Source organism: Mesorhizobium sp. M0715 (assembly GCF_040320355.1).
GTDB lineage: Bacteria > Pseudomonadota > Alphaproteobacteria > Rhizobiales > Rhizobiaceae > Mesorhizobium.
On sequence record NZ_JAMYPL010000001.1, the window covers coordinates 244,468 to 259,303 of the forward strand.

At 63.6% G+C, this 14,836-nt stretch carries 10 protein-coding genes; 6 read left to right on the forward strand and 4 right to left on the reverse strand.

Annotated features, from left to right (window positions below; translation table 11 throughout):
* Positions 1-134: 134 nt before the first annotated feature.
* Positions 135-2,864: a DNA mismatch repair protein MutS gene (gene mutS / locus NKI21_RS01130; RefSeq protein ID WP_352439732.1), complete on the forward strand. Its 2,730-nt coding sequence runs from the start codon at positions 135-137 to the stop codon at positions 2,862-2,864.
* On the opposite strand, the gene NKI21_RS01135 is transcribed toward mutS, so the two are convergent.
* The 3 genes from NKI21_RS01135 to NKI21_RS01145 all read right to left on the reverse strand — a co-directional run bounded on the left by NKI21_RS01135 (position 2,865) and on the right by NKI21_RS01145 (position 6,734).
* On the reverse strand, positions 2,865-3,710 hold the full coding sequence (locus NKI21_RS01135; protein WP_352864181.1) for an aldo/keto reductase: 846 nt from the start codon (positions 3,708-3,710) through the stop codon (positions 2,865-2,867). It lies immediately after the preceding gene.
* A gap of 84 nt (positions 3,711-3,794) precedes the next feature.
* A complete protein-coding gene (gene copM, locus NKI21_RS01140) occupies positions 3,795-4,187 on the reverse strand; it encodes a CopM family metallochaperone (RefSeq protein ID WP_352439733.1) in 393 nt (130 codons plus the stop codon).
* 42 nt (positions 4,188-4,229) lie between these two features.
* A complete protein-coding gene (locus tag NKI21_RS01145; protein ID WP_352439734.1) occupies positions 4,230-6,734 on the reverse strand; it encodes a heavy metal translocating P-type ATPase in 2,505 nt (834 codons plus the stop codon).
* Positions 6,735-6,921: 187 nt separating this feature from the next.
* On the opposite strand from NKI21_RS01145, the gene NKI21_RS01150 reads away from it, so the two are divergent.
* The 3 genes from NKI21_RS01150 (at position 6,922) to murJ (ending at position 12,265) form a co-directional block, all read left to right on the forward strand.
* Complete coding sequence (locus NKI21_RS01150; protein WP_352439800.1) at positions 6,922-7,740, forward strand: glycosyltransferase family 25 protein; 819 nt, start codon at positions 6,922-6,924, stop codon at positions 7,738-7,740.
* Between the two features lie 78 nt (positions 7,741-7,818).
* Positions 7,819-10,620, forward strand: a complete 2,802-nt coding sequence (locus NKI21_RS01155) for a [protein-PII] uridylyltransferase (protein WP_127289968.1) — start codon at positions 7,819-7,821, stop codon at positions 10,618-10,620.
* 46 nt (positions 10,621-10,666) lie between these two features.
* Positions 10,667-12,265: a murein biosynthesis integral membrane protein MurJ gene (gene murJ / locus NKI21_RS01160; protein ID WP_023811635.1), complete on the forward strand. Its 1,599-nt coding sequence runs from the start codon at positions 10,667-10,669 to the stop codon at positions 12,263-12,265.
* 61 nt (positions 12,266-12,326) lie between these two features.
* Here the strand turns inward: murJ and NKI21_RS01165 are convergent, their stop codons facing one another.
* Positions 12,327-12,524, reverse strand: coding sequence for a hypothetical protein (locus tag NKI21_RS01165; RefSeq protein WP_050592693.1), 198 nt, complete (start codon positions 12,522-12,524; stop codon positions 12,327-12,329).
* Between the two features lie 546 nt (positions 12,525-13,070).
* On the opposite strand from NKI21_RS01165, the gene trpS reads away from it, so the two are divergent.
* Entirely contained in the window at positions 13,071-14,138 is a 1,068-nt protein-coding gene (trpS, locus tag NKI21_RS01170; RefSeq protein ID WP_352439735.1) for a tryptophan--tRNA ligase, read from the forward strand.
* A 93-nt stretch (positions 14,139-14,231) separates the two neighbouring features.
* Positions 14,232-14,723 (forward strand): universal stress protein, encoded by a 492-nt coding sequence (locus NKI21_RS01175; RefSeq protein WP_013528063.1) that lies wholly within the window; start codon positions 14,232-14,234, stop codon positions 14,721-14,723.
* Positions 14,724-14,836 lie beyond the last annotated feature (113 nt).

Sequence of the window (14,836 nt, forward strand, 5' to 3'; positions counted from 1 at the left end):
GCCGCGTGTAAACCGCCAGTGCGCCGGAATCGCCGTCCGCATCGGCAATTGCGGACAAGCTGCCGTCCCGTCGTCCCCTGTTTTTCGAAGCGCCGGCATTAAACCGCACCATCACATCTGCTAGCTTGCCGCGTATGAACATGCATAGCCCGAACGAGCCAGACGCCCCCGAGGCGATGACGCCGGTGCCGACCGCCCACGCCGGCGCCACGCCGATGATCGAGCAATTCATCGAGATCAAGGCGGCGAACCCCGATTCGCTGCTGTTCTATCGCATGGGCGATTTCTACGAGCTGTTCTTCGACGATGCCGAGAAGGCGAGCCGGGCGTTGGGCATCGTGCTGACCAAACGCGGCAAGTATCAAGGGCTCGACATTCCGATGTGCGGCGTGCCGGTGCATGCCGCCGACGATTATCTGCAAAAGCTGATCGGCCAGGGTTTCCGCGTTGCCGTCTGCGAACAGATCGAGGATCCGGCCGAGGCCAAGAAACGCGGCGGCAAATCGGTGGTGCGCCGCGACGTGGTGCGGCTGGTGACACCAGGCACCATCACCGAGGACAAATTGCTGGCCCCCTCGGAATCGAGCTTCCTGATGGCGCTGGGGCGGGTGAAGGGTGGAGCGGACCAATCCTTTGCGCTGGCCTGGATCGACATCTCGACCGGCGCCTTTCGCGTCACCGACACCACCGCCGACCGGCTGCTGGCCGACATCTTCCGTGTCGATCCGCGCGAGCTGATCGTCGCCGAGCCGGTGTTCCATGATCCGGAGCTGAAGCCGGTGTTCGACGTGCTTGGCCGCGTCGCCAGCCCGCAGCCGCCGTCGCTGTTTGATTCGACCTCGGCCACGGGACGCATCGCCCGCTTCTTCGATGTGGCGACACCGGATAGTTTTGGCGCCTTTTCGCGCGCCGAACTGTCGGCGATCTCCGGCGCCATCGCCTATGTCGAGAAGACGCAGAAGGCGGAGCGCCCGCCGCTATCGCGGCCCGAGCGCGAAGAGCAAGGCTCGACCCTGTTCATCGATCCGGCCACGCGCGGCAATCTGGAACTCTTACGCACTCTGTCGGGTAGCCGCGAAGGCTCGCTGTTCAAGGCGATCGACCGCACGGTGACGGGCGGCGGCGCAAGGCTGCTCGCCGACCGGCTGATGGCGCCACTGACCGACCCGGTGGCGATCGGCGGCAGGCTGGACTCGGTTTCGTTCTTCCGTGCCGAAACGCGGCTGTGCCAGGCGGTACGGTCGAGCCTGAAGAGCGTCGCCGACATGCCGCGCGCGCTGTCCAGGCTGGCGCTCAACCGGGGCGGCCCGCGCGACCTTGGCGCGCTGCGCGCCGGTTTCGAGGCTGCCGGCGCGATCGCCGAGATCTTTGCCGCGACCGCCCTGCCCAGGGAATTGACGGCGGCACTCGCTGCCATCCACGCGCTGCCCCAGGCGCTGGCCCAGCACCTGACACAGGCGCTTGGCGACGAACTGCCGCTGCTCAAGCGTGACGGCGGCTTCGTTCGCGGCGGCTATCACCCCGATCTCGACGAGATGCGGGCGCTGCGCGATGAGTCGCGCAAAGTGATCGCCGGGCTGGAGCGCTCGCTGATCGACGAGACCGGCATCCGCTCGCTGAAGATCCGCCACAACAATGTGCTTGGCTACTACATCGAGGTGACCGCCAATCACCACGCGATCATGACCGGCAGCGACGGCGCCAAGGCGCGCTTCATCCACCGCCAGACCATGGCCAACGCCATGCGCTTCACGACGACCGAGCTTGCCGAACTCGAGACCAAGATCGCCAACGCCGCCGACCGGGCGCTCAGCATTGAGCTGGCCGCCTTCGAGGCGCTGACGACGGAAGCGGTTGGCGAAGCCGAAAAGATCCGCGCCGGCGCCGATGCGCTGGCCGTGCTCGACGTGTCGGCGGCGCTCGCGCTTTTGTCGGAAAGCGAAGCCTGGTGCCGGCCGGTGGTGGATTCCAGCCTTGCCTTCGAGATTGCGGGCGGCCGGCATCCGGTGGTCGAGCAGGCTTTACGCCGCTCGGGCGAAGGGCCGTTCGTCGCCAATGATTGCGATTTGTCACCGGAGGGCAGCGCCAAGAATGGCGCGATCTGGCTTCTGACCGGCCCCAACATGGGCGGCAAGTCGACATTCCTGCGGCAGAACGCACTGATCGCCATCCTCGCCCAGACCGGCTCGTTCGTGCCGGCGACATCGGCCCATATCGGCGTCGTCGACCGGCTGTTCTCGCGGGTCGGCGCCTCGGACGATCTGGCGCGCGGCCGCTCGACCTTCATGGTCGAGATGGTCGAGACGGCGGCGATCCTCAACCAGGCCGGCGAACGCGCGCTGGTGATCCTCGACGAGATCGGCCGCGGCACCGCCACTTTCGACGGCCTGTCGATCGCCTGGGCGGCGGTCGAATACCTGCACGAGAAGAACCGCTGCCGGGCGATCTTCGCTACTCACTTTCACGAAATGACGTCGCTGGCCGGCAAGCTGGCGCGGCTCTCCAACGTCACCATGCGGGTCAAGGAATGGGAAAACGACGTCGTCTTCCTGCACGAGGTCGGCAAGGGTGCCGCCGACCGCTCCTACGGCGTGCAGGTGGCGCGGCTGGCCGGCCTGCCGGAGGCGGTGGTCGACCGGGCTAAGGAAGTGCTGCATCAGCTCGAAGAAGGCGAAGTCTCCGGCAAGACCAACCGGCTGGTGGATGACCTGCCGCTGTTTTCGGTGGCGGTGAAGCGCGAAGCGCCAAAGCCGGCGAAAAACGATGCGCTCGGCGACGCGCTCGGCGCGATCAATCCCGACGAGATGACGCCGCGCGAGGCGCTGGAAGCGCTCTACCGGCTAAAAGGGTTGGCGGGGACGTAGTCAGATCATCTCCAACCCGCGCTTGCGCGTCGGTGGCGGAAAGCCACGGTCGAGATCGGCGATGTCCTGCGGCGTAAGCTTGATGTCGAGCGCCGCGACGTTCTGGCGGACATGCTCTTGGCTGCTGGCCTTCGGGATGGCGATGACGCCCTCCTGATGCATCACCCAGGCCAGGGCGATCTGTGCCGCCGTGGCCTTGTGGCGGGCGGCAATGGCTTCCAGCCTGGCATTGCGCGCCAGCGCGCCCTGCTCGACCGGCGAATAAGCCATTAGCGGAATGCCGCGCTGCCGGCTCCACCGCGCCAGGTCGAATTCGAGGCCGCGCCGGACCAGATTGTAGAGCACCTGGTTGGTCTGGACATTGCCGCCATCCGACAAGCCGATCAGCTCTTCCATCTCGTCGGTGTCGAAATTGCTGACGCCCCAGTGACGGATCTTGCCCGCCTTTTTCAGGGCCTCGAAGGCCGCGACCGTTTCCGCCAGCGGCACGCTGCCCGGCCAATGCAGCAGATAGAGATCGATGCGGTCAGTGCGCAGGCGCTTCAGGCTGTTTTCGCAGGCGCGCTGCACGCCCGCGCGCGAAGCGTTCGATGGCAGAACTTTCGAGACCAGAAAGGTCTCGTCACGGCGCCCGGCAATAGCCTCTGCCACCACCTCCTCGGCGCCGCCGCTGGCATACATTTCGGCAGTGTCGATCAGTGTGATGCCGAGGTCGAGGCCGAGCTTGAGGGCATTCACCTCATCGGCACGGCGACTGATATCCTCGCCCATCTTCCATGTGCCCTGGCCAAGCACCTGAACGGCTTCGCCTGAGGGCAGTTTGGTGGTTCTGATGGTCGGCGGCATGGCGGGCTCCATTTGGGCCGATCGCATCACGGGCTGGACGAGAAATCCAGAGGCGTTCTCGCCGAGCTGGCGATGGCTGAAGACTTACTTCACCGGATGGGCGGCGAGCCAGGCCTGCATCTGCTTGATCTCGGCTTCCTGCGCGGCGATGACGCCTTCGGCCAGCTTGCGGATTTCCGGATCCTTGCCGTTGGCAAGCTCGACCTTGGCCATGTCGATGGCACCCTGATGGTGCGGGATCATGCCCTTGACGAAATCGACATCGGCATTGCCGGTATATTCAGATGCCATCATGTCGGCATGCATCTTGTCCATCGCTGCCTTGTAGCCCTCGGTCGAGGGGCTGGTCGCGTCCGTCGCCATGGCGCCCATGTCGTGTTTCATCTCCTCACTTTGCGCCGGAACACTTTCGAGGAAGACGGCAACCAGCATTCCGGCCGCCATCAGCAGCAGCACGAGTTTTTTGGCGAAGGTCATTCATGGTCTCCTGTTGGGTGGTTTCGTATTTGGGGGCTTGGATCAGAGTTTCAATGTTCTCAGCCGCAATGCGTTTGCGATCACCGACACCGAAGACAGGCTCATCGCCGCCGCCGCCAGCATCGGCGACAGAAGCGTGCCGGTGAGCGGATAGAGCACGCCGGCGGCGACCGGCACGCCAAGCACATTGTAGAGGAAGGCGAAGAACAGGTTCTGGCGGATGTTGCGGATCGTCGCCTGGGCCAGCGTGCGGGCGCGCACGATACCGTTGAGGTCGCCCTTGACCAGAGTGATACCGGCGCTTTCGACGGCGACATCGGCGCCGGTGCCCATGGCGATGCCGACATCGGCGGCGGCAAGGGCCGGTGCGTCATTGACGCCGTCGCCGGCCATGGCAACGCCGGCGCCCTTTGCGCGCAGTTCCTCGACAAGGGCTGCCTTCTGTTCCGGCAGCAGGCCGGCGCGGACCTCGTCGATGCCGAGGCTTCTGGCGATCGCGTTGGCCGTGCGTTCATTGTCGCCGGTTGCCATGATGATCCGCAAGCCGCTTTCATGCAGCGCCTTGATCGCCTCGGCCGTCGTTGCCTTGATAGGGTCGGCGACGGCGACGATGCCGGCCAGTTTTTTGTCGACAGCGACGAACATCGCCGTCTTGCCTTCGAGTTGCAACGCCTCGGCCTTGGCCGAGATGGATGCGATGTCGACGCCAAGGTCGGCCATCATCGCGGTATTGCCGAGCGCGACCGTCTTTCCCGAGACCGAACCGGACACGCCCTTGCCGGTGACGGCCTCGAAGGCGCTGGCCTCGGCAACTGTCACGCCGCGCGTAGCGGCGCCGTCGACGATGGCTTCAGCCAGCGGATGCTCCGACCCCTTCTCCAGACCGGCGGCAAGCGCCAGCAATTCCTCCTCGGAAAAACCGTTTGCCGCAACGACATCGGTCAGCTTCGGCCGGCCTTCGGTCAGCGTCCCCGTCTTGTCGACGATCAGCGTGTCGACGGAAGCGAAGCGTTCGAGTGCTGCGGCCTCCTTGATCAGCACACCGGCATGCGCTCCGCGCCCGGTGGCGGTCATGATCGACATCGGCGTGGCAAGGCCGAGCGCACAGGGGCAAGCGATAATCAGCACCGACACCGCCGAGACGATGGCAAAGATCAGGCTGGGCTCGGGTCCAAACACGGCCCAGGCGGTGAAAGCGACAATCGCGACAAGGACGACGGCCGGGACAAAGTAGAAAGAAACGCGATCGGCCAACCCTTGAATCGGGGCGCGCGAGCGCTGCGCCTTGGCGACGAGCTCGACGATGCGCGCCAGCGTCGTCTCGGCGCCAACCTTCTCAGCGCGCATGATCAGCGCACCATTCTTGTTGAGCGTGCCGCCGGTCAGCGCATCGCCCTCGACCTTCTCGACCGGCAACGGCTCGCCCGTGATCATCGATTCGTCGATCGAGGACCGCCCTTCCAGCACCGTGCCATCGACCGGCACGGCGTCACCGGGGCGTATGCGCAGGCGATCGCCGGCCTTGACGGCGTCGAGGGGCACGTCGTTTTCGGAACCATCGGCGGCAATCAGCCGCGCGGTCTTCGGCGCCAGATCGAGCAAGGCGCGGATCGCCGAACCGGTCTTTTCACGGGCGCGCAGCTCCAGCACCTGACCAAGGAAGACCAGCGCAACGATGACGGCGGCAGCCTCGAAATAGACGGGCACCGCACCGCCATGGCCGCGGAACTGATGCGGGAAAATGTCCGGAAACAGCGTGGCGACGACGCTGTAGAGATAGGCAGCGCCAACGCCGAGCGAGATCAGCGTCCACATGTTGGGGCTGCGGTTGACCAGCGAGTCCCAGCCGCGGTGGAAGAAGGGAAAGGCGGCCCAAAGCACCACCGGACTTGCCAGGACCAGTTCGATCCAGACCTTTGTCCGGTCCTCGACCAGGCCTTCAAACATCAAGCCGATCATGGGCGCCATTGCGATGATCAGAAGGGGGACCGAAAGGACAGCGCTCACCCAAAACCGCCTGGTGAAATCGACCAGCTCGGGATTTGGCCCTTCATCGCCCGTCGGCACGCCCATCGGCTCCAGCGCCATGCCACAGATCGGGCAGGATCCTGGCTTGTCGCGGATGATTTCGGGATGCATCGGGCAGGTGTATTGCGTGCCTTTGGGCATCGGCTGCGGTGCCGGCCTGTCGCCGAGATATTTTTGCGGCTCCGCCTCGAATTTCGCTTGGCAGGCGGCCGAGCAGAAGTAAAAGCCCTGGCCTTCGTGGCGGGCAAAGTGCCTGGCTGTCGCGCGATCGACGCTCATACCGCAGACCGGATCGGTGGCCGTCAGGAATTTTTCCGGCTCGGCGACGAATTTCGTGCGGCAGCCCTGGCTGCAGAAATGATAGGGATGGCCATCATGCTCGGTCGTCGGCTTGCCGGCGACCGGATCGACAGTCATGCCGCAGACCGGATCGCGGACGACGCTCTTCGTGGTGGGCACGGCGCCTTTTGTCGAGCAGCAGCTACTATGCGCGTGATGATCGTGATCGGAATGCGTCATTCGAAAATGCCTTGATTTATCGGCGTGTGACGTGGAGATAGGGCTTCCAGTAACTGGAAGGTCAAGGGCTGTTTCGACTTTTCTTCTCCGGTCCACGGCGCGTCCATCCTCCCCCAGAAAAAGTCTCACGCGGCAACACCACGCCTGCTAGAGAGCGAGCGTCCCGGGGGTGAGATTTTCTTTGGCAATGAAGCGTCTGGTCATCAATCTCGATCGGTCTCCCGATCGCCTTGCCCGTGTGACGGCGGAGTTTGCCCGCATCGGCGTCCCGTTCGAACGCGTTCAGGCCATCGACGCACGGGATCGGCCGGACCTGGACCAGCTGCCGCAAAATGTCGGATATCGGAACAGGCTGCCATTGACTGACGGCGAGATCGCCTGCCTGCTCAGTCACCGGGCCTGCTGGGCCGCCATAGCGCAAGGCGACGCTCGCTACGGGGCAATCTTCGAGGACGACATCGTCTTTGCCGCGAAAGCCGGCGCATTGCTTCGCGACATCAACTGGATTCCAGCCGATGCCGAAGTCGTCAAGCTCGAAAGCTATTTTTGCAAGACCGTGATCCGACGCAAGCGCATTGACATCGGTCACGGCTTTTCCACATCCAAACTCGACGCTGGACATATAGGAACCGCCGGCTACATCATCTCCAGGCAAACCGCGCTCGACCTGATCAAGGCCACCGAGGAGATCGGCATCGCTGTCGACGACCTTGTCTTCAACCCCGAGTTTTCGGTTTTGCGAGGCGAGACAATCTATCAGCTTGTTCCTGCGCTCTGCGCGCAAGATCAGTTCCTTGGCGACAGGGCGCTCCAATTGCCAAGCCTGCTCAGGGAAAAGCGGGATATCCAGTGCGCCGCCGGGACCGGGAAACGCAGAAAGACAGCCATAGCGAAGGTCAAAGCCGAGGCTCGGCGGATAGGCAAGCGCATTGTCGATTTCTGTCGACTGAAGCGGAGAATGGTTATTCCATTTACTTATCCGAGCCAAAGCTCAACCGGGTCTTGAACCGGCTTTCAACGCCCCATACCCAGCGCCACGAAAACGCGCTATAGACGCCGCCGAACGGCAAGGCCGACTGGATATATGGCAAGAATCTCCCTGAAGCTCGACGAATTGATCGACGGCGAAGCCTTGCGCCGCGAGATGACCGCGCTGACCGCGGCCACGGCGGATGATGGCTCAGGGCAGGCCGCGCGCAATGGCGTGCTCCAACTGCTCAAGGGACGACTGGCGGAAGGGCGCGCCATTGCCGAACGAATGCTGATGGACGATGGCGGCGGCAGCGCCTGCGCGGCGCGGCTGTCGCATCTCATGGACGAGATCATCCGGGCGCTTTACGATTTCGCCGTCACCCATGTCTACCGGGTCAAGAACCCGTCCTCGGCGGAGCGCATGGCCGTCGTCGCTGTCGGCGGCTACGGCCGTGGAACGCTGGCGCCCGGATCCGACATCGACCTTCTGTTCCTGCTGCCCTACAAGCAGACGCCGTGGGGCGAACAGACAGTCGAATACATGCTCTACATGCTGTGGGACCTGGGGCTGAAGGTCGGCCACGCCACCCGTAACATCGACGAATGCCTGCGCCTGTCGCGCACCGATGTCACCATTCGCACCTCGATCCTCGAAGCACGTTTCCTGTGGGGCGAGGAAAAGCTCTATGATGAACTGATGCTGCGGTTCGATCATGAGGTGGTGCGCACGACCGGCCCCGAATATGTCCAGGCCAAGCTTGCCGAACGCGATGACCGCCATGCCAAGGCCGGCGAAAGCCGCTATCTGGTCGAGCCCAACGTCAAGGACGGCAAGGGCGGCCTGCGCGACCTGCAGACGCTGTTCTGGATCGGCAAATATTTCTATCGGGTGCGTACCGGCGAGGAACTGGTCGACAAGGGCGTCTTCACCGAGGGCGAATACCGCGAGTTCCAGAAGGCGGAGGATTTCCTGTGGGCGGTACGCTGCCACATGCATTTCCTCACCGGCAAGGCCGAAGAGCGGTTGCATTTCGACATCCAGCGCGAGATCGCCGAACGGCTCGGCTACACCACACACCCCGGCCTGTCGGCGGTCGAGCGCTTCATGAAGCACTACTTCCTCGTTGCCAAGGACGTCGGCGACCTGACCCGCATCTTCTGCGCGGCGCTCGAGGAGGAGCAGGCCAAGCACGTTCCTGGCTTCAACCGCATCTTCCTGACTTTCTCCAGGCGCAAACGCAAGCTGGCCGGCACCTCCGATTTCATTGTCGACAACCACCGCATCAACATCGCCGACGACCAGGTGTTCGAGCGCGATCCGGTCAATCTGCTCAGGCTGTTCTGGTTCGCCGACAAGCACGGTCTGGAATTCCACCCTGACGCGCTCAAGCTGCTGACCCGTTCGCTCGGCCTGGTCAACAAGTCGCTGCGGCGCGACGAGGAGGCCAACCGGCTGTTCCTCGACATATTGACCTCGGATCGCAATGCCGAACTCAATCTGCGTCGCATGAACGAAGCCGGACTGCTCGGCAGGCTGATCCCGGATTTCGGCAAGATCGTCGCCATGATGCAGTTCTCGATGTACCACCATTATACGGTGGACGAGCACCTGATCCGCTGCATCGGCGTGCTGGCCGAGATCGAGCGCGGCGACGGCGAAAAGGTCCACCCCCTCTCGCACACGCTGATGCCGGGCCTGAAGAAGAGCCGCGAGGCGCTCTATGTCGCCGTATTGCTGCACGACATTGCCAAGGGCAGGCCGGAGGACCATTCCGAGGCGGGGGCCAGGATCGCCCGTCGCATCTGCCCGCATATGGGGCTGTCGCCTGCCGATACCGAAACCGTGGCCTGGCTGGTCGAGAACCACCTCGTGATGTCGATGACGGCGCAGACCCGCGACCTCAACGACCGCAAGACCATCGAGGATTTTGCCGCGATCGTGCAGTCGGTCGAGCGGCTGAAGCTGCTTTTGATCCTCACCGTCTGCGACATCAGGGGCGTCGGACCCGGTGTCTGGAACGGCTGGAAGGGCCAGCTGCTGCGCACGCTCTACTACGAGACCGAATTGCTGCTGACCGGCGGGTTTTCGGAAGTGTCGCGCGCGCAGCGCACGGCGGCGGCGCGCGAGCGCCTGGCCGAGGCGCTTGCCGACTGGCCGGACAAGGCCCGCAAGCGCTATGTCGGCCAACACTACGAGAATTACCTTTTGACCGTCGATCTCGCAGACCAGTTGCGCCATGCCGAGTTCATCCGCGAAGCGGACGTGTCAGGCAACAAGCTTGCCACCATGGTCAAGACCCACCAGTTCGAGGCGGTGACCGAAATCACCGTGCTGGCGCAGGACCACCCCCGCCTGCTCTCTGTCATCGCCGGGGCTTGCGCCGGAGCCGGCGGCAACATTGTCGACGCGCAGATCTTCACGACGTCGGATGGCCGCGCGCTCGACACGATCCTGATCAGCAGAGAATTCGATCGCGACGAGGACGAGCGCCGGCGCGCCGAACGTGTCGGCCGGCTGATCGAGGACGTGCTGTCGGGCAAGAGCTGGCTGCCGGAAATGATCGAGAAGCGCACCAAGCCGCGGCGCGGCTCCAAGGTGTTCAAGATCCCACCGCGTGCCGAAATCCGCAACACGCTGTCGAACCGTTTTTCGGTCATCGAGGTCGAGGGCCTCGACCGGCCGGGACTGCTGTCGGAGATCACCGGAACGCTTTCCGACCTGTCGCTCGACATCGCATCGGCCCACATCACCACCTTCGGCGAAAAGGTCATCGACACTTTCTATGTCACCGATCTCACTGGCCAGAAGATAGATAGCCCGGCTCGCATCGCCACCATCCGCAATCGGCTGATGGCAACGCTCGAAGGCATCGTGCCCGAACGCGGCGGCAAGCCCAGGGCGGCGGCCGAGTGACAACGACCATCACTTTGTCCCAATTGCGCAGGCAGTTCCCAAAAGCATGAGCCTCGTCAAGAAATTCGCAACGGTCGCTTCCGGCACGCTGATGAGCCGCGCGCTCGGTTTCGGCCGCGAGATGCTGATGGCTGCTGCACTCGGTACCGGACCGGTTGCCGATGCCTTCAACGCTGCTTTCCAGTTTCCCAACACCTTTCGCCGGCTGTTTGCCGAGGGGGCCTTCAACGCCGCCTTCGTGCCGCTGTTCGCCAAGGAGATCGAGACCCACGGTACCGAAGGCGCCAAGCGCTTTTCCGAGGAAGTGTTCGGCGTGCTGTTCACGGCGCTGCTGGCGCTGACGATCATCATGGAACTGTCGATGCCGCTGATCGTGCGCTATCTGGTGGCGCCGGGTTTTGCCGGCACGCCGGGGAAGTTCGACACCACGGTGACGCTGGCGACGATCATGTTTCCCTATCTGATCTGCATGTCGCTGGGCGCGATGATGGCGGGCATGCTGAATTCGCTGCGCCGCTATTTCGCCGCCGCGGTGGCACCGGTGTTCCTCAACATCATCCTGATCGGCGTGCTCGCCTATGCCTGGTACAAGGGCTCGGATGCCCTGACAGTCGGCTACGGGCTGTCCTGGGGCGTGCTTGCCGCCGGACTGGTGCAGTTGGCGATCGTCTGGGTGGCGGTGCGCCATGCCGGCATCTCGATCGGCTTTCGCCGTCCCAAAATGACGCCCGCGGTCAAGCGGCTGCTGATCCTGGCGCTGCCGGCGGCCATCACCGGCGGCATCACCCAGATCAACCAACTGATCGGTACGGCGATCGCCTCGGCGCAGAACAGCGCGGTGTCCTCGCTCGCCTACGCCGACCGCATCTACCAGTTGCCGCTCGGCGTGGTCGGCGTTGCGGTGGCGATCGTGCTGTTGCCCGAACTGTCGCGGGCGCTGAAGTCGGGCAATCTGATCGAGGCGGCCAATCTGCAGAACCGCTCGGTCGAGTTCACGCTGTTCCTGACCTTGCCGGCAGCCGCGGCACTCTGGGTGATGTCGGAACCGATCGTGCGGCTGGTCTATGAGCGCGGCGCGTTCGCCGCCAACGGATCGACGCCGACGGTGGCGGCGATCCTGGCCATCTTCGGCCTCGGCCTGCCGGCCTTCGTGCTGATCAAGGCGTTCACCCCAGGCTATTTCGCCCGTGAGGATACGCGCACGCCGATGATCTTTGCCGCCATCTCGGTGGCGGTGAACGTCACCACGGCGCTGACGCTGTTTCCACGGATGGGGGCGCCCGGCATTGCGGTGGCCTCGGCCGTCGCCGGCTGGGTCAACGCGGTGATGCTGCTCGGCGTCTTGATCCGGCGCGGCCATTGGGGCCGCGACGTACCGCTGATGAAGCGCATTCCACGTCTGGTGCTGTCCGCCGTGGTGATGGGCGCTGCGCTCTATTTTGCCGAACACTGGTTCGCCATCAGGCTTGGGCCGGGCTCGCCGCTGGTGGTCAAGGCGGCGACGCTGCTGTCGCTGGTTGCCGGTGGGGCGCTGCTTTATTTCATCACCGCGTTTGCCACCGGCGGCGCCGATTTCGGGATGATCCGGCGCAATGTCGGACGGAAAGGATCGCCGCCGACTAGGGAACAGTCTCCAGATCCGTGAGCCGGAATTTATTGCAATGTCCCACCCCTCATTGCGACGATAGCGGCTGCTTCGACAAACATTAGTCTTCTCCAGACAATTCGTCGTAGACGGAGGGTGGCAAGGTGTTGCGCGCCTGCCCCCTCAGTTCAATTCCGAGTTCGGCCCGAAGCCGTGCCGCGGTCTCCAGCGGCGTCTCGCGGCTGCGCCTGCGCTGCAGTGCCTCTTGCATACCGACCACGCCGGCGGGGCGCTTCTGACCTTCAGATCCGGTGGGCATTCAAGGCGTCTCCTCCAAGGTCGCTATGTAATGCACCCGGCTGCCGCTCGCGTACATGATGAAGTGCTTGTTGCCAAAGCGGGCGTTTTTGACAGTGAGCGACGTAGTGAAGCGCGGAGCGTTTCGTGGCAATGGGGTCGTGGCGACGGGTGGCAGATGGCTCGCGGCTAGCCGCGATAGAAGCACGACTAATTGCCCTTCGGCCAGCGACTTCTCTGGGATGGAATCCTCCCATTGATCGGGCGCCCCGTGGCGTACAATCTTCCAAACTCGCGCCAAGTCTCCGGCCCCTGCTTTCCGCGAACCATATAGGTGCTTTTGCATATTTCAAATTTCAAACTGAGACACTCCCGGTTTCTTGTCCCTGTTCCTTGTAGTCTGCTCCAAGGCCCAATGGCCTCTTGATCCTCTCACCGCTCTCGTCCATAAGCGCGCCGTCGCAAGACTTTCGCCGCGCGCGGTTTCCAGCCGCGTGATTGGCTCCGAAAAGTCTGCAACTTTTCGGAATCACGCTTATACGGCCCTCCACAAGCCATGAGGACAATCATGACCGCCTTCAAGCCACTCGTCTTTTCCGGTGTCCAGCCGACCGGCAATCTGCACCTCGGCAACTATCTCGGCGCCATCAAGAAATTCGTCGCCCTGCAGGACACCTCCGATTGCATCTATTGCGTCGTCGACCTGCATTCGCTGACAGCTCAACTCGTTCATGAAGACCTAGCCGACCAGACGCGGTCGATCACCGCTGCGTTCCTGGCCTCGGGCATCGACCCGAAGAAGCACATCGTCTTCAATCAGTCGCGGGTCATGCAGCATGCGGAGCTCGCCTGGATCTTCAATTGCGTGGCGCGCATCGGCTGGATGAACCGCATGACGCAGTTCAAGGACAAGGCCGGCAAGGACCGCGAGAACGCGTCGCTCGGCCTGCTAGCCTATCCTTCGCTGATGGCTGCCGACATCCTGCTCTACCGTGCCACCCACGTGCCGGTGGGCGAGGACCAAAAGCAGCATCTGGAACTCACACGCGACATCGCGCAGAAATTCAACAACGACTTCTCCGACCGCATCGCGGCCCTTGGCATCGGCGTCGAGATGCAGGTCGGCGAAGAGACCGTGAACGGCTATTTCCCGCTGACCGAGCCGGTCATCGGTGGGCCGGCGGCGCGCATCATGTCGCTGCGCGACGGCTCCAAGAAAATGTCCAAATCGGACCCGTCGGATTTGTCGCGCATCAACCTGACCGACGATGCCGATGACATCTCGAAGAAGATCCGCAAGGCCAAAACCGACCCGGACGCGTTGCCGAGCGAGCTGGACGGCCTGGCCGGCCGGCCCGAGGCGGAGAACCTGGTCGGCATCTATGCGGGTCTCGCCGAGATGTCGAAGGCGGATGTACTCAAGGAATTCGCCGGCCAGCAGTTTTCCGTGTTCAAGCCGGCCTTGGCCGATCTTGCAGTGGAAAAACTGGCGCCGATCGCCAGCGAGATGCGCCGCATTTCGGATGACCGCGCCTATGTCGACGCGGTGCTCAAGGATGGCGGCGAGCGCGCCGGCGTGCTGGCCGAAGCGACGATGAAGACGGTGCGCGACATTATCGGCCTGCTGCAGGGCTGATCGCGACATCGGGTGCACTGGCACAAGGCCGGCGGCTTGCCGCCGGTCCCCCGCAGTGGCAGATTGCGGCCGCACGACACCGAGTAGATAGACATGGTCTCCAAACGCCTCAGCCGCGAAGCCGGCCATCGCAGGAAATTCCTGACGATCATCGACGACACGCCGGAATGCGAGCGCGCCGTCGCCTATGCCTCGAAACGGGCGCAGAGCACCAGCGGCACGCTGGTGCTGCTCTATGTCATCGTGCCGGACGATTTCCAGCATTGGCTGGGTGTCGAGAAGATCATGCGCGAGGAAGCCAACGCCACGGCGCGCGCCGCACTCGACAGCTATGCCAACAAGGTGCGCCAGAAGCTCGGCATCGAGCCCGAGATGGTGGTGCGCGAAGGCAAGCCGACGGAAGAGATCCACAAATTGATCGAGGAAGACCAGGACATCGCCATCCTGGTGCTGGCCGCCGGTGCGGGCAAGGAAGGCCCGGGGCCGCTGGTCGGCGCCGTGGCCGGCAAGGGTGCCGCCTTCCCGATCCCGGTGACTGTCGTGCCGCAGAACCTGTCGGACGAGGAAATAGACAGCCTGGCCTGAGATTTTGCTCTTCAGGTGATGCCGCTCCGATTTTGGGCGCGAAAAAACATTCCGCCAGCCAGCCGTTCCGGCGATGCGTTTCGCTTGAATGTCCATCCAATTGAGCCTATTTA

Excerpts from the sequence above, each read along its gene's own strand:
- murJ (WP_023811635.1), top strand. The coding sequence starts at position 10,667 with ATGAGCCTCGTCAAGAAATTCGCAACGGTCGCTTCCGGCACGCTGATG.
- NKI21_RS01175 (WP_013528063.1), top strand. The coding sequence starts at position 14,232 with ATGGTCTCCAAACGCCTCAGCCGCGAAGCCGGCCATCGCAGGAAATTC.
- NKI21_RS01155 (WP_127289968.1), top strand. The coding sequence starts at position 7,819 with ATGGCAAGAATCTCCCTGAAGCTCGACGAATTGATCGACGGCGAAGCC.
- NKI21_RS01150 (WP_352439800.1), top strand. The coding sequence starts at position 6,922 with ATGAAGCGTCTGGTCATCAATCTCGATCGGTCTCCCGATCGCCTTGCC.
- copM (WP_352439733.1), bottom strand. The coding sequence starts at position 4,187 with ATGACCTTCGCCAAAAAACTCGTGCTGCTGCTGATGGCGGCCGGAATG.
- mutS (WP_352439732.1), top strand. The coding sequence starts at position 135 with ATGAACATGCATAGCCCGAACGAGCCAGACGCCCCCGAGGCGATGACG.
- trpS (WP_352439735.1), top strand. The coding sequence starts at position 13,071 with ATGACCGCCTTCAAGCCACTCGTCTTTTCCGGTGTCCAGCCGACCGGC.
- NKI21_RS01145 (WP_352439734.1), bottom strand. The coding sequence starts at position 6,734 with ATGACGCATTCCGATCACGATCATCACGCGCATAGTAGCTGCTGCTCG.
- NKI21_RS01135 (WP_352864181.1), bottom strand. The coding sequence starts at position 3,710 with ATGCCGCCGACCATCAGAACCACCAAACTGCCCTCAGGCGAAGCCGTT.
- NKI21_RS01165 (WP_050592693.1), bottom strand. The coding sequence starts at position 12,524 with ATGCCCACCGGATCTGAAGGTCAGAAGCGCCCCGCCGGCGTGGTCGGT.